The organism is Bradyrhizobium sp. Pa8 (assembly GCF_052588265.1).
In genome coordinates this window covers 3,417,363-3,438,724 of sequence record NZ_CP176767.1, presented here as the reverse complement: position 1 = coordinate 3,438,724, position 21,362 = coordinate 3,417,363, and the positions used below count along the sequence as shown (strand labels likewise).

Annotated in this window: 16 protein-coding genes; 10 read left to right on the top strand and 6 right to left on the bottom strand. The window is 64.0% G+C overall.

The features are described 5' to 3' along the window. The first annotated feature begins 13 nt into the window (after window positions 1-13). A complete protein-coding gene (locus tag ACKWRH_RS15335; RefSeq protein ID WP_166097625.1) occupies window positions 14-988 on the top strand; it encodes a tripartite tricarboxylate transporter substrate-binding protein in 975 nt (324 codons plus the stop codon). Window positions 989-1,000: 12 nt separating this feature from the next. On the opposite strand, the gene ACKWRH_RS15330 is transcribed toward ACKWRH_RS15335, so the two are convergent. Together ACKWRH_RS15330 and ACKWRH_RS15325 are read right to left on the bottom strand one after the other, a co-directional pair. Next, window positions 1,001-4,105: a DEAD/DEAH box helicase gene (locus ACKWRH_RS15330; protein ID WP_445221233.1), complete on the bottom strand. Its 3,105-nt coding sequence runs from the start codon at window positions 4,103-4,105 to the stop codon at window positions 1,001-1,003. A 347-nt stretch (window positions 4,106-4,452) separates the two neighbouring features. Continuing rightward, window positions 4,453-4,713, bottom strand: coding sequence for a hypothetical protein (locus ACKWRH_RS15325; RefSeq protein WP_071917581.1), 261 nt, complete (start codon window positions 4,711-4,713; stop codon window positions 4,453-4,455). 121 nt (window positions 4,714-4,834) lie between these two features. On the opposite strand from ACKWRH_RS15325, the gene ACKWRH_RS15320 reads away from it, so the two are divergent. After that, window positions 4,835-5,566 carry a DUF3750 domain-containing protein gene (locus ACKWRH_RS15320; RefSeq protein WP_445221232.1) on the top strand — a complete coding sequence of 244 codons (732 nt, stop codon included), beginning with the start codon at window positions 4,835-4,837 and terminating at the stop codon, window positions 5,564-5,566. Window positions 5,567-5,861: 295 nt separating this feature from the next. Here ACKWRH_RS15320 and ACKWRH_RS15315 read toward each other — a convergent pair whose 3' ends face one another. After that, complete coding sequence (locus ACKWRH_RS15315; RefSeq protein WP_445221231.1) at window positions 5,862-6,917, bottom strand: LacI family DNA-binding transcriptional regulator; 1,056 nt, start codon at window positions 6,915-6,917, stop codon at window positions 5,862-5,864. A 136-nt stretch (window positions 6,918-7,053) separates the two neighbouring features. Here ACKWRH_RS15315 and ACKWRH_RS15310 point away from each other — a divergent pair, with 136 nt between their 5' ends. Genes ACKWRH_RS15310 through ACKWRH_RS15290 form a run of 5 tightly spaced genes read left to right on the top strand, consistent with a single transcriptional unit; the run spans window position 7,054 to window position 13,130 of the window. Then, window positions 7,054-8,070 (top strand): TRAP transporter substrate-binding protein, encoded by a 1,017-nt coding sequence (locus ACKWRH_RS15310; RefSeq protein WP_445221230.1) that lies wholly within the window; start codon window positions 7,054-7,056, stop codon window positions 8,068-8,070. A 5-nt stretch (window positions 8,071-8,075) separates the two neighbouring features. Next, window positions 8,076-9,986, top strand: coding sequence for a TRAP transporter large permease (locus tag ACKWRH_RS15305; RefSeq protein WP_445221229.1), 1,911 nt, complete (start codon window positions 8,076-8,078; stop codon window positions 9,984-9,986). 19 nt (window positions 9,987-10,005) lie between these two features. Then, the gene (locus ACKWRH_RS15300; RefSeq protein ID WP_445221228.1) at window positions 10,006-10,545 is read left to right on the top strand and encodes a VOC family protein; all 540 of its coding nucleotides are present in this window, start codon (window positions 10,006-10,008) and stop codon (window positions 10,543-10,545) included. Between the two features lie 15 nt (window positions 10,546-10,560). After that, a complete protein-coding gene (locus ACKWRH_RS15295; RefSeq protein WP_445221227.1) occupies window positions 10,561-11,769 on the top strand; it encodes a ribulose-bisphosphate carboxylase large subunit family protein in 1,209 nt (402 codons plus the stop codon). Continuing rightward, window positions 11,766-13,130, top strand: a complete 1,365-nt coding sequence (locus ACKWRH_RS15290) for a four-carbon acid sugar kinase family protein (protein WP_445221226.1) — start codon at window positions 11,766-11,768, stop codon at window positions 13,128-13,130. Before ACKWRH_RS15295 ends, ACKWRH_RS15290 begins: the two co-directional genes overlap by 4 nt. 53 nt (window positions 13,131-13,183) lie before the next feature. Here the strand turns inward: ACKWRH_RS15290 and ACKWRH_RS15285 are convergent, their stop codons facing one another. After that, the gene (locus ACKWRH_RS15285) at window positions 13,184-14,209 is read right to left on the bottom strand and encodes a glycoside hydrolase family 5 protein (protein WP_445221225.1); all 1,026 of its coding nucleotides are present in this window, start codon (window positions 14,207-14,209) and stop codon (window positions 13,184-13,186) included. Between the two features lie 21 nt (window positions 14,210-14,230). Next, window positions 14,231-15,517, bottom strand: coding sequence for an O-antigen ligase family protein (locus ACKWRH_RS15280; RefSeq protein WP_445221224.1), 1,287 nt, complete (start codon window positions 15,515-15,517; stop codon window positions 14,231-14,233). A gap of 230 nt (window positions 15,518-15,747) precedes the next feature. Between ACKWRH_RS15280 and ACKWRH_RS15275 the strand changes: the two genes are divergently transcribed. Then, entirely contained in the window at window positions 15,748-16,884 is a 1,137-nt protein-coding gene (locus ACKWRH_RS15275) for a GNAT family N-acetyltransferase (RefSeq protein ID WP_445221223.1), read from the top strand. Window positions 16,885-16,912: 28 nt separating this feature from the next. Here the strand turns inward: ACKWRH_RS15275 and ACKWRH_RS15270 are convergent, their stop codons facing one another. Further along, window positions 16,913-18,136 carry an FAD-dependent oxidoreductase gene (locus tag ACKWRH_RS15270; RefSeq protein WP_445221222.1) on the bottom strand — a complete coding sequence of 408 codons (1,224 nt, stop codon included), beginning with the start codon at window positions 18,134-18,136 and terminating at the stop codon, window positions 16,913-16,915. Between the two features lie 472 nt (window positions 18,137-18,608). On the opposite strand from ACKWRH_RS15270, the gene ACKWRH_RS15265 reads away from it, so the two are divergent. Continuing rightward, complete coding sequence (locus ACKWRH_RS15265; protein ID WP_445221221.1) at window positions 18,609-19,955, top strand: lipopolysaccharide biosynthesis protein; 1,347 nt, start codon at window positions 18,609-18,611, stop codon at window positions 19,953-19,955. A 230-nt stretch (window positions 19,956-20,185) separates the two neighbouring features. Further along, window positions 20,186-21,358: a glycosyltransferase family 4 protein gene (locus ACKWRH_RS15260; protein ID WP_445221220.1), complete on the top strand. Its 1,173-nt coding sequence runs from the start codon at window positions 20,186-20,188 to the stop codon at window positions 21,356-21,358. Window positions 21,359-21,362 lie beyond the last annotated feature (4 nt).

Below are 21,362 nucleotides of genomic sequence, written 5' to 3'. Positions count from 1 at the left end.
CAGGGAGTGTTCGATGTTGTCTCTGGTACGATCGCTGATCCTGTGTCTCCTGCTCTCGCCCTGCGGCGCGGCAATCGCAGACGACTACCCCACCCGCCCGGTCACGATGATCGTGCCGTTCTCCGCCGGCGGCCCCGGCGACGTCATCGCACGAATTCTCGGCAACGCCATGAGCGCGACGCTGAAGCAGTCCATCGTCATCGAGAATGTCGTCGGCGCCGGCGGCACACTCGGCACCAACCGCGTCGCCAAGGCCGCGCCTGATGGCTACACGCTGCTCCTGATGCATGTCGGCCAGGCTACTGCGCCCGCGCTCTACGCAAAGCTGCCGTTCGATCCCGTCGGCGACTTCGCCATGATCGGGCTCGTCACGGACGTACCAATGATCCTTGTGGCCCGGCCGAACTTCCCGGCCAAGGATCTCGGCGAGATGATCGCGCGCATCCGCAGCGAGGGCGACAAGATGACCTTCGGCAATGTCGGTCTCGGCTCAGCCTCGCAGCTCTGCGGCCTGATGTTCATGAGCACCACCGATACGAAACTCTCGCAAATCTACTACAAGGGCGGCGGGCCCGCGCTGAACGACGTCATCGCCGGCCATATCGACGTCTATTGCGATCCGGCGACGGGACCGACGCCCTACATCCAGTCGAACACGATCAAGGGCTACGCGATCACCAGCAAGACGCGGGTCGCGACACTGCCTGGCGTGCCGACCTCGGCCGAAGCGGGCGTTCCCGAATTCGATGTGACGACCTGGTATGGCCTTTACGCGCCGCGCGGCACGCCGAAGCCCGTGGTCGACCAGCTCGTCGGCGCGCTGCAGACGGCGCTCAAAGACCCTGCTTTGATCAGCCGCTTCGCCGAGCTCAGCATGGCTCCGGTCGAGGCCGAGCGTGCGACGCCGGCTGCGCTCGAAGCCTTCCTGAAGGCGGAGATCGCCAAATGGGGCCGGATCATCAAGGCAGCCGGAATCGAGCCGCAGTAGACCCCGCCTGCTTCACTCGTCCAGAAGCTCCAGGAATTCCTCGATCCGGCCGAACGGATCCGCATGCCCGCGGGCGGCGCAGACGACGCGATCGCCGTCGCGCTGGAGCGATCGCGCTCTGGATTTCCGCAGCCGCCCGGGGAGGAAAGTCGCGGCGACGGCCTCGGGCCCGACATCGAGCCTGACGATGCCACGCCGCTTGCAATCGATCCGGAGCCTGGCGGCCGCAAAGAAATCGCGCGCCTCCGGCGGGAGCCTGCCGAAACGGCGCGAGGTCTCCTCCTCCAGGTCTTCCAGATCGTCGTCGCTCCGGCATCTGGCGGCGCGACCATAGATCTCGAGCCGCATTGCTTCCGATTGCACATAACCTTCGGGCAACATGTCGCCGACAGGCAGATTGAGATCGGGCACCCACAGAAAGGCGCCCGAGTCGCTCACTCTTTCCGAGGCGAGCTTCAGGAGATGACTGTAGAGCACCGGTCCGAACACCTGCACGTGCCCGGACTGCTGTTCGGAAAACAGATCGCCGGCGCCCCTGAGGTCCAGGTCGCGCTCGCTGATGGCAAAGCCGGCGCCGGGCTTGCTGAATTCCTCGAGGACGGCCAAGCGCTTCTCGGACTGTTCCGAGGTCGACTCCGTCAGCAGATAGGCGAAGGCGCGCGTTCCGCCGCGTCCCACCCGCCCCCTGAGCTGATGGAGCTGTGCGAGACCGAACTTTTCGGGCCAGCACACCACGATGGTATTCGCGCGCGGGATATCGAGGCCGCTTTCCACGATGTTGGTCGCCAGGAGGACGTCCGCTTCGCCATCGACGAAACTCATCATGCGGTCGTCGAGGTCGTCGACGGGCATCTTGCCATGAAGGCAGACGATGCGGAGGTCGGGCGCCAATGATTGCACGCGCGCCAGCATCGGCTCCAGATCCTGGATGCGCGGGCAGATCAGAAAACTCTGTCCATGCCGCCGCCGCTCGCGGAGCAGTGCTCCGGCAATGGCCGCATCGGAAAGCGGAGCGATCTTGGTCACGATCGGAAGCCGGTGAACCGGCGGCGTTGCGATCACGCTGAGATCCCGGAAGCCCGCAAGACCAGCAGCGAGCGTGCGCGGGATGGGCGTTGCGCTCATCCAGAGCGTATGGGCATTCTTTGCCAGCCCTGAAAGCTTCGCCTTCTCCGCCGCTCCGAAGTGCTGCTCTTCGTCGATGATGACGAGACCGAGATCGGCGAACTTCACATCCTTTGCAGAGAGCGCCTGCGTGCCGACAACGACTTTCAGCCTGCCGCTTCGCAAGCCCTCCTTGATCCCTCGCGTCTCCGGGCCGGTGGTCGCTCGCGACAGGCTTCCGACGTCGATACCGAGAGGACCGAAGCGCTTGCGGAAGGTTTCGACATGCTGCCGCGCCAGGACCGTGGTCGGCACCGCGATCGCCACCTGTTTCCCGGACAGCGCCACGGCGGCTGCCGCGCGCAGCGCAACCTCGGTCTTTCCAAATCCGACGTCGCCGCACACCACCCTGTCCATGGGATGACCTGCCGCGAGATCATCGAGCACGTCCTGAATGGCCTTCGCCTGATCGACGGTCGGGAAATACGGAAAACGCGCAACGAACCTTTCATAGAGCGGCCCGGGTGCGACCAGTTTCGGCGCGCGGCGGCGGTGGCGCTGGCTGATGTGCTTTGCGAGCGCCTTGGCGGCGACCTGAATCTCCGCCTCGGCCTCGGTCCGCCGCGCCCACCATGTGCTTCCGTCCGCCTTGTCCCGCGCCAGCTTGCCGGGCTCGGCCGCATACGGCCAGATCAAGGCAAGATCGGCCGGCGGCACGAGAACGGCGTTGTCTCCCGCGAACGCAAGCCTGACCATCTCGCGCCGCGATCCCGTCCCCATAGCGAGGGTCTGCAAGCCGTCGAGCAGAGCGAGCCCACGCTGCAAATGGACCACCGCCGCGCCGCGCTCCGGAACGTCGGGATGATCGAACGCGGCCGTCCAGGCTCTCGCCATCGGCTGCGGATGATGGGCTCTGCTGCCGAGCACGTCGGACGCGGTGACGATGACGAGAGGCTTGCGGCCGGCCCCTACGAAGCCGGCATCGAAGTCGGCCAGGAACGCCGTTTCGCGATCCCGTCCCTCTGTCGCCTCGCTCCAATCGGCACAGCGCTCCGCCTTGATGCCGCTCATCCGCTCCATCGCGCGAAGGTCATCCTCGACGGCCGCGACGAAAAGCACCCGCGACCCGGCGCGTTGCATGTCGTCAATAAATGCGCGGAGGATCTTTCTTGGCGAAGAGGCCTTCGAGAAATCGGGCGTCGGCGTGAAGGCCGATTTTTGCGGAAGCACGCTGATGCGCTTCTTCAGCCGCTTCCAGTCCGCCCGTCCGACATACTCGCGCTCCGCATCCCTGCGGCCAGCGGCCTCCTCGATGGTGCCCAGCCAGATATCGGCATGGCCCAGCACGCCGGCATCCACGATCCACCGCGCGCGAGCGCAATAATCCGGCAGCGTCGCCCGCTGCCCGCGCTTGCCCCCGAGCGCAATCTGTTCGGACATCGGATCGATCAGCAATTCCCTGGTCTCGTAGACGACCTCATGCTCGACCGGATCGACGGCAACGATCTTACGGATAACGCCGTCGGAATGTTCGATCCTGAAAGGACCAAGTGCGCCCGCGGGAAACACTTCGAACGTCTTGCCGTGGAACAGGACGCCGCCCGGATATTCCGCCTCTTCGTCGAGGTCGTAGCCGAGAGCTTCCAGACGGCGCTCCAGCTCGGCTTCCGAATAGGCCGCGCCCACTTTCAGGCTGAGGCTGGTCTTTGACCAGCTCGCTGGCAACGGCAGCCGCTCCATAATGGCTTCTGCGGTCGATACGAGGAAGACCGGCTTCCTTGCCTTGGCGAGGCGCCGCAACACCGAGCTCCGCCTGCCCGCGATCTCGCGCGACGGCTCCAGACCATCGAATGGCAGATTGTTCAGCCGCGGGAACACCAGCACGTCGACCGAAGGGTCGAGCGCGTGGATCACGCCGCCCAGCCGCTCCGCCCTGTTCTCATTGTCGCAGAGGAAGACGAGGCCGTCGCGGCCGGACTTCTCCCACTGCTCGCGCAGATGCAGCGCCAGCATGCCGAGCGGCGATGAGGACGAGACCGTAGAACGCGACGAGCTCTTGCCTTTCGAGCCCTTGCTCCTTGAGCTCTGGCTTTTCGGGCTCTGGCTTTTAGAGCTCTTGCTTTTAGAGCTCTTGGCCTTTGTCTTTTTCGCGCCGGTCGCAGCCCGGGCTTTCCTGGTAGGCGCCAATTTGTATCCAACTTTGTTTCACAAATAGAGGCGTGCGCCGACGAGCCCTCCCGTGAGCTCGGTCGATAACGCACATCGGGCCTAGGCGCCCAATGACGTCATTACAATTTCGCGATTGCGTTGAAAAGCAGAGACGGAAGCCTGGACGACCGGCCTGCACGCCAAAATAAGGCCTATTGCAGGACCTTCGGCAGCACCACGACCACGTCGACGCTCTGTCCGAGAACCTGAGTCGCAACCACCGCGAGATGATGCGAAAATTCGTCTTCGATCTCGCTCGCGCAGTCTTCGTCCCTGGCAATGGCGAACAGCAGATTGCCGTCGATCTCGTCGAATCGGATGCCGGCGAAGATGCGATCGAACGTCTCGGCGCCCGCGATGCCCGCGATTCGCGCCTGGATGGCCTGGTCTTCGATGAGGGACAGTTTCATCATAATCGGGAACATGGGGGCGCACCTCCCAAATGCAAGAGCGGAAGCGTGCTGGCGCGACCCGCCGGGCGAACTATATTAATCGCATCGCCCTGCCTGACCGTGTCCGCCCTTGAGGAAACTCTTGATTCTCTTCCTGCTGCTGATCCTCGTGCCGATCGGGCTGTCGACCGGGCGCTATTATGTGTTTGGCGATGGCCGGGGCAATTGGCAGACGGCGGATCGCTCGAGCGCCGGCTTGCTGCCGCCGGCATCCGCCAATCCGGACGCGCTGATCCGGGTCTTTGCCGCGCGCACGGTGCGGTGGCGCAGCATTTTCGCCGTCCACAGCTGGATCGTCGTCAAGGAGAAAGGTGCCAGCACCTACAGCCGATACGACTACACGGCGTGGGGCGACCCGATCCGGAGCAACGGATTTGCACCCGACGGCCGCTGGTTCGGTGCCATGCCCGAAACCGTCGTGGCGGTCGACGGCGCGCGGGCAGAAGCGCTGATCCCCAAGATCCGCCACGTCGTCGAGACCTACAAGTTCCGCGCCTATGGCGATTACAGCGCCTGGCCCGGACCGAATTCCAACACCTTCGTGCAGGCGGCGCTGGACGCCGTTCCCGAGCTTCGTGCTGTCCTTCCACCCACCGCAGTCGGCAAGGACTATCCGTACAGCGGACGCTGGGCCGGCATCACCCCTTCCCGCACCGGCGCCTACGCCTCGCTGTCGGGTTACCTCGGCATGACGATCGGCTGGGTCGAAGGGTTCGAGATCAATTTCTTCGGCGCGGTGCTGGGCATCGACATCCGGCGGCCGGCGCTCAAGCTCCCCGGCATCGGCCGCCTGGGCGTCGCGGCTGGCCTGTAGAGCGCCCGCCATCAAAAAACTGAAAAACAACCCCATGCACAGTAGAACCGCCCTTGGCCGGTTGGTCGCGGTGGTGCGGCTTAAGTCGAGATGAGGCTTGGGTGAATTGCCTTGCGCGCGCAGAGCGAGAGGCATCTCTCCTGCAACGCACGTTGAGCTGCTCGACGAGCCCGATTTCTTCAGACGCCGGTCATTTGACTCGTCGGGCAAAACACTGGCAAAATTGTATCGTGGCAATCAGGCCATGGATGCGCTCGACCAGGCCGACCATGGGTCCAGCAAGCCTCCTTGAATCCTAGCCCCCAAGTGCCGGAATATTTTCGCGAAAGATGATCTCGCTGCGCGGTGCCTCGATGCCGTGCATAGCGCTGCGGCCGGCGCGCAAATTATCGAAGATGCCGACACAGCTCATCATCGTGTTGAGCTGATTTTGAGTGATGACGGCATCCATCGTCCCATCGAGCAGAAAGCTGCGCGTATCCGAGGTCAGACCATGGCCTATGAAGACCACGTCGCGCGCCCGGTTCATTTCCTTCAGGGCGCGAGCGACACCATCGGCGGCGCCGCCGATGTTGTAGATTCCGGCAAGATCCGGATGCTGGCCTAGCAGCATGCGCGTCTGGCGATAGTTGCGGTCGGCGTCATCGTGGCCTTCGCGCAAACCCACGACCTTGATGGCCGGGAACAGTTCTTCGAAGACGTGCAGAAAGCCCATTTCGCGTTCTTCGTGCGCGCGGTAGCTGCGGCTGCCCGCGATCATCGCGACGTTGGCCGGACGCTCGCCCAGAAAGCGCGCGATCAGATAGCCGGCGGTGCGTCCGATCGAGCGATTGTCCAGTCCGATATAGGCCGCGCGGCGCGCGTTCAGGATGTCCGAGATCAGCGTCACCGTCGGCACACCGTGCTCCGCAAGCCTATCGACGGCCTCCCGCACGACCGGATGCTCGAGCGCCATGAAAGCGATGCCGTCGGCCTTGTCGCGGGACCGCCAGAGCTGGCGTGCCAGCAGGTCGGGATTGAAGCTCTTGATGGTGTCGACCTGACAATGAACGTTGAAGGGCGCGAGCCGGCCGTCGGAATGCGCGATGAGCTGCCCGAGCGTGGACAGGAAGCGGTTGGTGCCGTCCGGCAGCAGGAACAGCAGCCGCATCGGCTTGGGCCGCATCGCCGCCAGGAGGTTCTCGGCCGGCATGTAGTCGAGCTCGGATGCGGCGGCGAGCACCCGCTGCTGCGTAATCGCCCGCACACCGGGCCGGCGATTCAGCACGCGGTCGACCGTCGCCGTGGAGACGCCGGCCCGGCGCGCCACGTCAACGATGCGGCTCAGCGAAGGAGCCACCGGTTTATTCATTCCGAGGCCCAACCATCGAATACATCAAAAACCATCATCCTTATCGTTTGACATGGTAGCTCTAAGTCGCAATTTTCGCATCAACATTGTCGCAGAAACATCAAATAACATCAAATCGCTGTTGGAGGAGAAGCCCATGTCCCTGACCCGTCGGCGCGCCCTGCAAGCCCTGTCCGCCCTCCCCGCCGCGGGCCTGATCGGCGGTCTCTCGCGCCCGGCCCGGGCGGCCGAGTTCTCGCTGAAATACGGCAACAACCTGCCGCTGACGCATCCCCTCAACATCCGCGCCCAGGAAGCCGCCGACCGCGTCGCCAAGGAGAGCAATGGCCGGGTCGAGATCGTCATCTTCCCGAACAACCAGCTCGGCGGCGACACCGACATGCTCGCCCAGGTGCGCAGCGGCGCGCTGAACTTCTTCACGCCCTCCGCGCTCGTGGTCGCGACCCTGGTGCCGGTCGCCGCGATCAACGCGGTCGGCTTTGCCTTTGCCGATTACGATCAGGTCTGGAAAGCGATGGACGGCGGGCTTGGCGCGCATATCCGTGCCGCCATGGCCAAGGTCGGCCTCCATACCTTCGAGAAGATGTGGGACAACGGTTTTCGCCAGATCACCAGCGGCGCCAAGCCGATCGAGAGCGCCAAGGACATGGACGGCCTCAAGATCCGGGTGCCCGTGTCTCCGCTCAGCATCTCCATGTTCAAGGCGCTGTCGTCCTCGCCGACCAGCCTGCAATTCAGCGAGGTCTATTCGTCGCTGCAGACACGCATCGTCGACGCGCAGGAAAATCCGCTGCCGATCATCCAGGTGGCAAAGCTCTACGAGGTGCAGAAGTACTGCGCCATCAGCAACCACATCTGGGACGGCTTCTGGTTCATCGCCAACGCCCGCGCCTTCAACGCCCTTCCCGCCGATCTCAGGACTATCGTCAGCAACGCCATCAACGATGCCGGCTTGAAGCAGCGCGAGGACATCAAGGCCTTCAACGCGACCGTGCAGACCGACCTCCAGAGCAAGGGAATGAACTTCACCAAGCCTTCGCCGGACTCGTTCCGCGCCAAATTGCGCGACGGGGGCTTCTACGGCGAATGGAAGGGCCGCTTCGGCGACGAAGTCTGGGCGCTGCTCGAAGGCGCCGTCGGCAAGCTGGCCTGAGCGCGATGACGATCGCAGAGCATCAGATGACGGACTATCTGGCGGCGGCCGCGCACCCTGCTTCCGATGCGGGCACGCGCAAGCTTGCGAGCGCCTTGGGCACCGTCGACCGCTGGCTCGGTGCGGTGGTCGAGACCGCCGCGGCCGGTGTCGTGCTGGTCGAGATCGGCATCATGCTCGCCGGCGTCATCATGCGATACGTCTTCCACAGCCCGCTGATCTGGTCGGACGAACTGGCCTCGATCCTGTTTCTCTGGCTCTCGATGCTGGGCGCGGTGATCGCGCTGCGCCGAGGTGAGCACATGCGCATGACAGGGCTCGTCAGCCATGTCGGCCCGGGCGCGCGCGCCTTTCTCGACACGATCGCGGCGGTGGCGCCGCTAGCCCTGCTGGCGCTGATCCTGCATCCCGCCTTCGATTATGCGAGCGAGGAACAGGTCATCGTCACCCCGGCGCTGGAGATCAGCAATGCCTGGCGCGCAGCCGCAATTCCCGTCGGGATGACCCTGATGGCCGTCATCGCCATGATCCGACTCGCGACGCATCACCGCCCCGCGTTGATCGTCGCAGCCCTCATCACCGCCGCCGTCCTGATTGCCGCATTCTGGCTTGCCGGACCGCTGCTCGCCCCGCTCGGACGCTACAACCTCATCATTTTCTTCGTCGGCGTGGTCGCAGCCAACGTGTTCGCCGGCGTACCGATCGCCTTCTCCTTTGCGCTCGCGACCTTCGGCTACCTGGCGCTGACAACCAGCGTACCGATGATGGTGATGGTCGGCCGTCTCGATGAGGGCATGTCGCACCTGATCCTGCTCGCGGTGCCGCTCTTCATTTTCCTCGGCGCGTTGATCGAGATGACCGGCATGGCGCGGGCGATGATCCAGTTTCTGGCAAGCCTGCTCGGACATGTCAGGGGCGGACTGTCCTACGTGCTGATCGGGGCCATGTATCTGGTCTCCGGCATCTCCGGCTCGAAGATCGCCGACATGGCCGCGATCGCGCCGGTGCTGCTGCCGGAGATGCAGCGGCGCGGCGCCAAGCCCGGCGACCTCGTCGCGCTGCTGTCGGCCACCGGCGCGCAGACCGAGACCATTCCGCCGAGCATCGTGCTGATCACCATCGGCTCCGTGACCGGTGTCTCGATCGCGGCGCTGTTCACGGGCGGGCTGCTGCCGGCCCTGGTCGTGGGCACCGCCCTCTGCGTGGTGGTGTGGCGGCGCTACCGGCATGAGGATCTGCCCCATGTGCGGCGTGCCTCGAGGCGCGAGATCGCAAAACTCACAATGGTCGCTCTGCCCGCCATCCTGCTGCCCTTCGTGATCCGCACTGCCGTGGTCGAAGGCGTTGCCACTGCCACGGAGGTCTCGACCATCGGCATCGCCTATGCCGTGCTGATGGGCCTTGTGGTCTACCGCCAGTTTCCCTGGCGGCGGCTGAAATCCATGCTGGTCGAGACGGCCTCGCTGACCGGCGCGATCATCTTCATCATCGGCTGCGCCACGGCGATGGCCTGGGGACTGACGCAATCCGGCTTCTCGCAACAGCTGGCGAAGGCGATGGCGGCGATCCCCGGCGGCGCCTACGGCTTCCTCGCGATCTCGATCGTGGCCTTCGTCGTGCTCGGCAGCGTGCTCGAAGGCATTCCGGCCATCGTGCTGTTCGGTCCCCTGCTGTTTCCGATCGCGAAGCAGGCCGGCGTGCATGAAGTGCACTATGCGATGGTCGTGATTCTCGCGATGGGCATCGGCCTGTTCGCGCCGCCGTTCGGTGTCGGCTATTACGGCGCCTGCGCGATCAGCAAGATATCGCCGGACGAAGGCCTCAAGCACATCTGGGGCTATGTCGCAGCCCTCTTCATCGGCCTCGCTATCGTCGCGGCCGTGCCGTGGCTGTCGATCGGCTTCCTCAAATTCTGAAGATCATGGGAATCATGCAATGAGCCGTTTTTTTGGTGAGATCCGGCAAGCCGGCTACGTCGTTGACGACATCGAGAAGGCCATGGATTATTGGAGCCGCGAGCTCGGCATCGGGCCGTGGTTCTATAATCCGCGGGTTCCAATCGTGAACTACCACTATCGCGGCAAGGCCTATGAGCCGCACAATTCGGTGGCGCTGGCCAATTCCGGTCCGCTGCAGATGGAGCTGATCCAGATCCGCAACGATGCGCCGTCGATGTATGCCGACTTCCTGAAAGCCGGACATAAGGGTCTGCAGCACGTCGCCTACTGGACCGAAGACTACGACGCCGATCTCTCCCGTCTCGAAGCCGAGGGTTTCAAGCCGGTCATGAGCGGCGAAGTCGGCGCGCGCGGACGCTTCGTCTATTTCGACACGGAATATCATCCGGGAACGGTGATCGAACTGTCTGAGGTCGCGGGACCCAAGGGGAAGATGTTCGACCTGATCCGTGCGGCATCGAAGGACTGGGACGGACGCGACCCCGTGCGTCCCTTCCCCGATCTTACCAAGCTCTAGATTGTCTGCGCTCCCGTGACGCAAAATCCCGTTCGCATCGAAGCCGACTATCTGATCGAAACGCCTGAAGATCCGCGTCTTGCCGCGGAAACCATGGCGGGCGAGCAGTCGAGCGGCACGTTCGTTGCGGTGCCCGGCGAAACGCCGGAGCTGAAAGCGCGTGCGGCCGCCCGAGTCGAGAGCATCGAGTTGCTTGATGCGATCTCCGCGCCATCGCTCCCGGTCGCCCGCCCGATCAACCCCGATGGCCCCTGGAATCGCGCGCGCGTGACGTTGTCATGGCCGCTCGACAATATCGGCGCGTCACTGCCCAATCTGGTCACGGCGATCGCCGGCAATCTCTGGGAGCTGCGCCAGCTGACCGGCCTGCGCCTGCTCGACCTGCGCCTGCCGCTCGCGTTTGCCGCCGCCTATCCCGGGCCGAAGTTCGGTGTCGCCGGCACGCGCGAGCTGACCGGCGTCAGCGGCCGTCCTCTGATCGGCACCATCATCAAGCCGAGCATCGGGCTCAGCCCGGCCGAGACGGCCTCTCTCGTCGGGACGTTGTGCGAGGCCGGCATCGACTTCATCAAGGACGACGAGCTGCAATCGGACGGCGCCTATTGCCCGTTCGACGAACGCGTGCGCGCCGTGATGCGCGTCGTCAACGACCACGCTGATCGAACCGGCAAGAAGGTCATGATCGCCTTCAACCTGACCGGCGAGATCGACCAGATGCGCCGCCGGCACGATCTGGTGCTCAGCGAGGGCGGCACCTGCGTGATGGCGAGCATCAACTCGGTCGGGCTCACAGGCATGGTCGAGATCGGCCGCCACACACAGCTTCCCGTTCATGCGCATCGCAATGGCTGGGGCGCGCTGAACCGTCATCCCGCGCTCGGCTGGGATTATACGGCGTGGCACAAGATCTGGCGGCTGGCCGGCGCCGACCACATGCACGTCAACGGCATCGGCAACAAGTTCAGCGAGACCGATGACAGCGTAGTCAAATCCGCAAAGGCGGCGCTGACGCCGATGTTCGCGCACGAGCCGTGCATCGCGATGCCCGTGTTCTCGTCGGGCCAGACGCCGGCGCAGGCCGCGCCGACCTGGCGCGCACTCGGCTCGACGGACCTGATCTTCGCAGCAGGCGGCGGCATTCTGGCCCATCCCGATGGACCGGCCGCCGGCGTTGCCGATTTGCGCGCAGCATGGGACGCCGCGATGGCGAGTCCGCAGCCGTGAGCGGCGCGTCCGCCCTGCCCGACGGTCCACTCGTCGCCTTCTATGGCGACGATTACACCGGCTCGTCCGCGGCGATGGAGGCTCTCACCTTCGCGGGCCTGCCGACAATCCTGTTCCTCGAGACTCCGACGCCCGAACGTCTCGCGTCCGCCAGGCAGTACCGCGGCATCGGCATCGCCGGCACGGCGCGCGCGAAGGATCCGGCCTGGATGGAGCGAAACCTTCCGCCGGCTTTCGCGGTGCTCGCAGGGATCGGCGCGCCGATCGCGCACTACAAGGTGTGCTCGACCTTCGATTCCTCGCCGCAGATCGGCTCGATCGGGCGTGCGATCGATCTCGCGGTGCCGCAGCTCGGCGGCGCCTGGCATCCGCTCCTCGTGGGATCGCCGGCGATGGGCCGCTATCAGATGTTCGGCCATCTGTTCGCGGCCGTGAATGGCGTCAGCCATCGTCTCGACCGGCACCCGACCATGTCGCGTCATCCGGTGACGCCGATGGACGAGTCCGATCTCGGCCGGCATCTTGCAAAACAGACGGCGCGATCGATCGGACTGATCGACTTCGTCACCATGGCCAATGGCGGCGCGGATCTGGCGCTCATGCGCGCGAGGGGCGCCGGCACCGAGATCATCTCGCTCGACGTGCTCGACCAGGCATCGCTGATCGAAGCCGGCCGCCTGATCTGGGAATATCGCGGCGAGCGCCTCTTTGTCGCCGGTTCGCAAGGAGTCGAGCAGGCCCTGGTCGCCTATTGGCGGTCGGCGGGCCTGATTCCCGACAGCAAGCCCGATCTGCGCCTTGCCGGCGTCGAGCGCATCGCGTGCGTCTCCGGCTCCTGCTCGCCCGTCACCGCCGCGCAGATCGCGCATGCCGCGGACAACGGCTTCGATATCGAGCGGCTCGACGCGACGCGCGCCGTCGACGCGACCGAATGGACCAGGGAGATCGGCCGCGCTGTCGCGCGTGCGCTCGCGGCACTCGCGTCGGGGCGCGATGCGCTCCTGATCACCGCAAGCGGCCCCGACGATCCCGCCATCGGTGCGCTCAACGCGGCCATCAAGGCGAGCGGCGCAATGGCGAGCGCAGTGAACGAGCGTATCGGCGCGGGGCTCGGCCAGGCGCTGGGCTCCATTCTGGAAACCGCGCGGCTCCCTCGCGCCGTGGTCGCCGGCGGCGACACGTCCGGCCATGCGCTGCAGGCAATGGGCATCTATGCGCTGACCGCGATCGCCCCTCTCGCGGAAGGCGCGCCACTCAACCGCGCATCGTCGGATCGCGCGCATGCGAGCATCGAGATCGCGCTCAAGGGCGGACAGGTCGGCGGGATCGATCTGTTCTGCCGGGCCAGAGACGGCGGTTAGCCGTCACCGCTGGGCGATCGTGATCTGGCCGATATTGGCCGTGAACCGCGGCCTCAACGGGCCGGCGGGATCAGGGCACGCAGGATGTCGGGCTTCCAGGCCTGACGGGCGCTGTCAAAGGCCGCGAAATCATGGTCGAACTGCCAATAGGCCCATGCCCAGCCACGTCTGTCGGCGCTGCGCGCCACGAACGACAGGTATCTCTGGCGACTCTCGGATGGAGCCCGTTCGTATACCCCGAACTCGCCGAGATAAACCGGGCGTTTCTCTCTCTCCGACCACCGGCCGACCTTCTCGAAATCAGCGGCCGCCTTGGCTTCGTCGTCCGGACTGCCCCAATCCAACGGCCCGATGCGCGCGAACGTCTCGGACCATGGCGCACCCTGATGCGTGAAGCGTATCGGCGCGTAATAATGAAAGGTGACGATGAGGTTCCTGTCGTCGGCAGGGAGAGCCAGATCGTCGATGGGAATCTCGTCTGTGTTGAGAACCGCAGCAATGACCCGCCGCTCGGAGTTGGTGCGGCGGATGATGCCGATACATTCGTTGAGGAGCGAATTCCAGCCGGCGGACGTCATCTGTCCCCCCGGCTCGTTCAAGACTTCGAAGACGAGCCTGGGATATCTTCCGGCATAGCGCTCGGCGATCTGCCGCCAGAATGCCCTGAGCTTCTCGCCGCATTCGGAGACATCACGCTGACAGACATGGGTGTCGTGTTCGTCGACGATGGGAACGAGGTTCCTGGCGAGGATTTCCTCGATGACGGCATCAAGCCTTCTCAGCACGGCCTCATCCAGCACATTCCCGCGATCCATGAACTTGAAGCCGAAGAAATTGATCCTGACGTGCGAGAATCCGGCCTTCCTGATCGCCGTCAAATTGTCCAGACGGAACGGCGCGTTCTGACCGCCCTCCCAGATTCCGTCATAACCGAGAATGTTGATCCCGCGTCCCAATTTTGCCGCATCGCGAGGCGCGACCTGCCCGGCGCCATGGGCGTCGGAGCAGAGCGATGCGAAGACAAAAGCCGCTGCGGCAAGATTTAAGCTTCTCGACCAGCGAGCGCGGGGGGCGGTCATCCTGCTTCCATTCCGTAAGGGTTAGAAATCGGTCTCCGGCACCGGCCTGCACGTTGCAAGGAGGAACGCCACCAGGAGCACCGACGTGAACATGGTCGAGCGAAGGAACGTCGTCTCGGTGAAATTGGTCTGAAAGCTGAGGGCGACAAATCCGATGATGAGGGCACAGTGCGCCCGGTGGATCGATCGTGTGAAAATCAAATAGAGAACCTTGTTCGAGAACAGAAGAACACTCGCGGCGAAAAGCACGTAGCCCAGAAACCCCGTTTCCATCAGAATCGCGATATAGCCGCTATGATAGTTGTCGAGCACCCAACCGTGGTTCTGCTCGAAATAATCGTAGATCGACGGGATCGTCCAGAAGCCGTTGATTCCGAAGCCGAGCAGCGGCGCATCGTCGAAATGGCTTATCGCGTAGTGCCAGATGAAGGTCCGCTCGGTAAAATTGACGGTCGCATCGCCAATGTGGATGGCGTCGTATCCCGTCGCGTAAAAATAGACGATCAGGAGGCCGGCCATAGCGCACATGACGAACGGCAGGATCGCATAGAGCCTCATGCAGCCGACCGACCACATCGACGTCACGAGCAGCGCACAAGCCGCCAGGGCGACAGCACCGGCGCCGCGCGATTCCGACGCGAGGACGCAGGTCGACGCCAGCAGGAACGCGGCGAGGAACGGCAGCCACCCCTGCCCCGTCATCTTCCGGTAGCAGGAGAAAAACATCAGATATGCGCCGACAAAGCCCAGCGTCTGCTTCGATTCATAGACGCCCTGCCATTGACCATTGTGCATCCAGCTATGATCTACTCCGATATCGGGCACGGCGAGTGCGCAGAGCGCCGATGCGGCGACCAATATGAAGAGCCCGGAGGACGTCGCCTTCACGACATCGTCGATATCGATCCGCGTGATCATGCAGAACGCACCAAACGTCGTCATTGCAAGAGCGGCGCTCTTCATGATGGCTGCGGCATTCAGAGTGGTCCACAACACCGAGACGACCGCGAACGTGTAGAATGCGAGGAGCGCGATCAGATCGGGGTTGAACGCCAGCTGCAGGCGCGGGCGCACGAATGCGCTTGCGTAGATCAGGACGCTCCACATCAACAGAGCGACCGCCTGTTGCAGATAAGTCAGTCCCGCCGGCAGTATCGCCGTATTGAATGTCCCCATCGACGCGACGACATTGACGGTGATCGATAGGCAGATGACGAGCCTGGCAATCTTCTCCACGCCGGCACTGCGCGTCTTCCAGATCGCGCTCGTGAGTGCCTCGGTGTCTCTCTCGGTCTGCAGGATTGCCATGAGGTGACTTTCCCTTAAGCTTGGTTAATTATCTACTACTGCGGGTTGATCTCCCGAGCGCCGGCATCACGAAATCTCGAAACTTCGGGGATCGATAACGATACGGCCCCTGCTCGATGCGTTAATGCAAATCACACCCCGCTGGTGCCTCGGCCGTCACGACCCTGCTATACAAGCGCGGGATCCGGCCCGATCGACTTCTCCGGGTTATCTGGTTTCCGTGGTCACGCATGAATAAGCCGAGCAATACATTCGATATCGCCATCGAGCAGGCGTTCGACTTCCTGTCTCCGGAATACGCGGCGCTGTTCGACAGCTCCGCCGCGACCGCGTTTCAGCATCCGCTCTGGCTGGACAGCCTCTACGCCAGGCTCGCATCCCATGCAGGCGCGACGCCGCTGGTCGTCGTGGTCCGCCGCCGTACGACGGGGGCGCTGGCGATGGTGCTGCCCCTGCTCCGAATCCGCCGCGGGCCGATCCGCACCATCGAATTCGCCGATCTGCGCGTATCCGACTATCTGGCGCCGGTCTGCAGTCCCGAGGTGTTTGCCAGCCTGCTGGAGGACGAAGCGGCCTGCGCAGAGATCAGGCGCCTCGTCCGCCCGTTCGACCTGCTCCGCATGACCAAGCTGCCCGACGGACGGCTTCCGATCGAGAGCCTCCTGGGCGCACCACGCCGCGTCTCGATGGAGACGAACGCCTACGCGACCGTTCTCGTCGCCCCGTTCGAGCAATGGCGTGCCAGCGCGCTGGATCGCTCCTATCAGAAGGAGCTCGCCAAGAAATATCGCCAGCTCCAGAAGAAGGGAGCATTGAGCTTCTCGTGCTGCGACGACAGCGCCTCGATCTCCGAGGCGATGGACGCGATGAAGCAATATCGCGGCCCGCGCTTTCAGGCCCAGGGCGACGGCGACCTGCTCCAGCGCCCCGAATATTACAGCTTCTATTCCGACGTGGCGGCCCGTGGTCTCGGCTCGTTCGTCCGGCTCTATGCCATGAAGATGGACGGCAACGTGATCGCCGCCGTGCTCGGACTGTGCCATCGCGGCAGCTTCCTCGTCATCATGAGCGCCTTCGATATCGACGGGTACAAGAGCCAATCCCTGGGCTCTCTGATGTTCGAGCAAGTGGCGAGGGATTGCATCGAGCGCGGCGATCAGATGCTCGACTTCACGATCGGCGACGAGCCGTACAAGAAATTGTTCGGCGGCCAGCCTTCGCCGATGTGGATGGTCACGCAGGCCGGCAGCACCGCAGGCGCCATCAGCCTGTTCGCGCTGAAGCAGGCTCCCTGGCTCAAACTGGCGGCCAAGCGGCTGTCGGATTTCAGGCTACTGCCGGCCCGCACCCCGACGCCCACGCGCTAACCGAAGCGCAAGCGAGGGGGCGCAGAACTCAGGCGCGGAGCGTGCCGCGGACGCGTCCGAGCCAGCCCGGGCGCATCTGATCGACACGATGCGTGAGACTGCGCCGCAGGAAGTGCAACCGGCGCCGCACATCCCATTCGATATCGTTGCGGGACGTCAGGGCCTGGCGGAAGCGCGCCATTTTCAGCGACCGCTGGTCTGCCGCGAGCTTGTCGGGATCGGAGTAGAACTGCGAGATCTTCTCCGTGCCCATGCCGGCGCTTGCGAGCCAGCGCGGCGCATACTCCGTGCAAAGGCGATCGACGTCCACCAGCAGACGGGCGACGCCCGTGCCGGCGGCGGGACAATTGGTCTGGAACGCATCGCCGATGAGGACGATTCCGGGCTGAAGGTGTCCCTCCACCACGGTCAGATCCATCACCCAGTTCTGCACCTTGTCGGTCACGTGGAAATCACCGAGGTAGGGCCGCAGTCCCGGCAGCAGCCGCAGGACGGTCGCTTCCGGTTCGCGGCGCAGCTCGCGCATGATCGGATCGGTCGGGTCGCGAAACATGAACAGATTGGCCCGCATGCCTGATGGCACCGGGAACAGGCTGAGATAGTCGATGCCGTCAGCGGTGCGCTCGCCGTAACAGGTCAGCGCCTCGAAATCGAACGGCGTGCCATCGCGGCGGGCGATCGTGAAGCCGAACGACACTGAATGACGCTCGGCCAGCACGCGCCGCTTGATGCCGAGCTTGTAGCCGAGAGCTCCCGCCATGCCTGTGGCGAGCACGACGAGCCGCGCCTCAAGGCATCGTCCGGACGCAAGCTCGATATGCTGGACATCGTCGCTGGGTTTGATTGCGGTGACTTCGTCGACGATCAGATTGGACGGATCAGGCAGCTGGCCGCGCGCCATGGCAACGAGGCCGGCGTAGGAAAACCCGTAAGCCTGGCCGATGCTGACATCGACGACCTTGCCTTCCCGGATATTGAGCACCCGGTCATACTGGCAGGCGACGTTCTCGAGCGCATGGAGGAAACCCAGCTTGCGGAACATCTCCAGCTGCTGGCCACCGAGCTTCTCGACCCGGAATTCGTCCGGATGCACCGCGCGCTTGTCGACGAGTGCGACGCGATGCCCCGCCCGCGCAAGCACGGACGCGGCGAGCGATCCCGCAAGGCCGCCACCGATGATCGCGATGTCTGCGACGATGGCCGCAGTCGCAGCTGCATCGCTCGGCTCGGTCACGGGTCTATCCGTCGTCATGGTTTAGGGCTCCACGGTTAACGGTGGTTCCATGTGCAATTCCCTCGCCTGATGTCGTATCGCAGAGCCAAACGCGATCATTTCCGGCAATTGAGGTTAATGGGTCGCCGGACACATCCGTCCCGGCACGCGCCTTGCTCAGAACGACCTCGAAATCCTGCTCTCACTTCAGATCCGCAGTCCGAATCCATTCCTGAGAGGCCATTCCAATGCTCGAACAGCCGCAGGCCGGCCGGCTTCGCGTCTTATCGTGCGCCGAGGCGGCATCGCGTCGATTTTCGATCGAGCCGATGTCTGCTCAATCCGGGACATCGGGGACGCCGCTGTTCCACGGTGAAGCAGCAGCATGCGACCTTCGTCGACCAAGGGCGACGGGCTGCGGAGATCGCGCATTAACACTCGCAATTTTCCGGCATGCTAGGCTCGCGCTGCCATTGCAACGCGTATCTCCGGGGGACGCCCCGTATCCTCGATGATCTCTACCATTGTTCAATTTCTGCGGCGTGACGTCACGCGCGGTGTCGTCGGGACCATCCTCCTGAAGGTTGGCAGCGGCGCGCTCGCGTTTGCGTTGTTCTCGCTGGCAGCGCGAACGATGACGCCCGACGGATTCGGCATCTTTGCGACCTGGCTTTCGGTTGCCCAGATCGCCGCGGTCGTAGGACTGGTTGGTCAGGAAGCATTGCTGGTGCGATTCCTGAACGAGTATGAGGTCGGCGACAGGCCCGACCTCACCAAGGGCCTCTTGCTCTCCAGCTTCAGGATTACCGCCGTCGCGATGCTGATCGCGATCGCCGCAGTTGCGTTGGTTGCGCACTTCAGAGGAGATTTGTGGCTGCTGATCCTCGCCGTCTCGGCCTACACCGCCGTGAGTGCCGGATTGATGCTCGGCAGCCAGATCGCACGCTCGCTGGTCAGCATTCTCATGGGCGAAGGCAACCGCGAGTTCTTCTGGCGGGTCATCGTCGTCCTGTTTCTGCTCGCCATGCTGTTCGGGCATCGGCAGCTCGATCCCGCCGAGCTGATCGCCGCAATGACGATTGCTATGTCGGTGGGCCTCGTCGCACAGATCATTGCGATTGTACGGGTGCTGCCGGATTTGCGCGCCACAGCAGCGAATTCCGAAGCATCACGCTGGCGATCGAGCGCGCTGCATTTCTGGCTTGCGTCCATCCTTGAAGTCGCGAACCAGTATTTCGACGTCATTCTGGTCTACTGGATGCTGGATCCGGCGACCGCCGGCATCTACTTCGCGGCGTCGCGCCTCGCCAACATCTTCGCCATGCTCTCCGCCGCGCTGTACTCGTTCGGCGCGCGCCGGCTGCCTTCGCTCTACTTCAGCAAAAATCACCAGGAATTCGAGCGGACGCTGCAGCTCATGGCCGAAGTGACCGCGCTTTGCGTGGTCGCAGGCCTCGCCCTGATCTGGATCGGCGGCCCCTATCTCCTCAACCTGTTCGGGCCTCATTTCACCGAGCAGCACTCGGTGCTGATCGTGCTCGCGATCGGAACGGCCATCCAGGCCGCGGGCGGTCCGTCGGCGGCGATCCTGCAGTTGACCGGCCATGAACGCATCTACGTTCCCGTCGTCGCCGCAAATGTCGCATTGAGACTGGTCGGATTCCTCGTCCTGATCCCCTGGCTCGGCGTGCTTGGCGCGGCAATAGCGGCCACCGTGTCGCTGGCACTCACGACCATCGCGCTCAACATCTTGTGTCGGCGGCGGACCGGGGTCGATCCTTCGGTTCTGGTGCTGTTGCGCTTCTCGGCGTGGCGGCGCGGCCGCTATGCGGTTCGTGGCGCCGACTCCGCCGAATAGGCGTCAACCGTACGATCGGCCTGGTTGATCCGCGACGGCGCGCGCAGGTTCCGTTGGTTAACGCGCTCGCTGCGCACCATCCGGAAACCGGCAGAATTCCCACGAGAACGCGGCAATCGGCGGCTCGCGCATTAACTCCGTTTGTTGCTAGTCGGTGTCTGCCCGATGCCTGCATGATAGGTACGGGGTTAAGAAGGTGAAGATTTCGTTTCTTTAGCGGGTCGGGATCCGTGCTCCACTACCAGCCGAACAATTTGGGCGAGACGACCGCGACAGAACTCGCGCGGCTGAACGGCAGCGAACGAAAGCTGCACGTCCTTCTCGTACAGACCCAGGCCGAAAACGCGGGCGCGCAGGAGATCTCCAGGCTTCTCGGCGCCGGCCTCTCCGCGCGCGGCCATCGCGTCTCCAACCTGTTTTTCTTCCGTAAATCGGATTCGTTCGACGAGCCGCCCGAGACGTTCTATTGCGCATCGAGCCGGCCGGGCAATCCGGTTGCGCTGCTGCGAATGCTGTGGACGCTTGGCGGTCATATCAGAGCCACGCGGCCCGACGCCGTCCTGACCTTCCAGCATTTCGGCAACGTCATCGGCGCGGGCGTGACGCGCCTCGTTAGTCGCGCCCCTGTCGTCGCCAATCAGGTTTCATCCGCGCTGTCGATGAGCTGGCCGATCCGCACGGCCGACATCGTCATGGGCAGCGTCGGCTTCTTCGACCGCATCACGCTGAACTCAAAGGACATGGAGCGCGAGTATTCGCGCTACCCGCAGGCCTATCGGTCGCGCATGGTGCATGTCCCGCACGGCTTCGAGGACAAGTCCCTCATCGTGCCGAAGGGCGCCGCGCGGCAGAAATTCAACCTGCCGCCGGACCGTGTCCTGCTCGGCTGCGCGGCGAGGCTGCATCCACACAAGCGGCTCGATGCGGCGATACGTCTGTTGCCGGACGAGCCGTCGTGGCACCTTGCACTCGCCGGCCAGGGCGCCGACGAGGCACGACTGCGGCAGCTCGCGGACGAGCTGAACGTCTCGGACCGATTGCATCTGCTCGGCGAAATCGCGCCACGCCAGATCGCGGATTTTCTCGCCTGTCTCGACATATTCGTGTTTCCGACGCAGGCCGAGACCTTCGGCCTTGCCGCCGTCGAAGCCGCCAACGCCGGCGTTCCCTCGGTCGTCACGGATCTTCCCGTGCTGCGCGAGGTGCTGTCCTTCGAGGGCAAGCCCACGGCCCTCTTTGTCGATGCTTCAGATCAAGCGAAGCTGTCGGCTGGCGTCTCCAGACTTCTCACCGACCAAGCACTGAGCGACGAACTGCAAAGGAACGCCAAAGGCCTGAGGTTGCGCTATTCGGTCGATGCGATGGTTGAGGAATACGTTCAAATCCTCAACCAGGTCATCTGAGCCG

Excerpts from the sequence above, each read along its gene's own strand:
- ACKWRH_RS15335 (WP_166097625.1), top strand. The coding sequence starts at position 14 with ATGTTGTCTCTGGTACGATCGCTGATCCTGTGTCTCCTGCTCTCGCCC.
- ACKWRH_RS15330 (WP_445221233.1), bottom strand. The coding sequence starts at position 4,105 with ATGCTGGCGCTGCATCTGCGCGAGCAGTGGGAGAAGTCCGGCCGCGAC.
- ACKWRH_RS15325 (WP_071917581.1), bottom strand. The coding sequence starts at position 4,713 with ATGATGAAACTGTCCCTCATCGAAGACCAGGCCATCCAGGCGCGAATC.
- ACKWRH_RS15315 (WP_445221231.1), bottom strand. The coding sequence starts at position 6,917 with ATGAATAAACCGGTGGCTCCTTCGCTGAGCCGCATCGTTGACGTGGCG.
- ACKWRH_RS15310 (WP_445221230.1), top strand. The coding sequence starts at position 7,054 with ATGTCCCTGACCCGTCGGCGCGCCCTGCAAGCCCTGTCCGCCCTCCCC.
- ACKWRH_RS15305 (WP_445221229.1), top strand. The coding sequence starts at position 8,076 with ATGACGATCGCAGAGCATCAGATGACGGACTATCTGGCGGCGGCCGCG.
- ACKWRH_RS15300 (WP_445221228.1), top strand. The coding sequence starts at position 10,006 with ATGAGCCGTTTTTTTGGTGAGATCCGGCAAGCCGGCTACGTCGTTGAC.
- ACKWRH_RS15285 (WP_445221225.1), bottom strand. The coding sequence starts at position 14,209 with ATGACCGCCCCCCGCGCTCGCTGGTCGAGAAGCTTAAATCTTGCCGCA.
- ACKWRH_RS15280 (WP_445221224.1), bottom strand. The coding sequence starts at position 15,517 with ATGGCAATCCTGCAGACCGAGAGAGACACCGAGGCACTCACGAGCGCG.
- ACKWRH_RS15275 (WP_445221223.1), top strand. The coding sequence starts at position 15,748 with ATGAATAAGCCGAGCAATACATTCGATATCGCCATCGAGCAGGCGTTC.
- ACKWRH_RS15270 (WP_445221222.1), bottom strand. The coding sequence starts at position 18,136 with ATGACGACGGATAGACCCGTGACCGAGCCGAGCGATGCAGCTGCGACT.
- ACKWRH_RS15265 (WP_445221221.1), top strand. The coding sequence starts at position 18,609 with ATGATCTCTACCATTGTTCAATTTCTGCGGCGTGACGTCACGCGCGGT.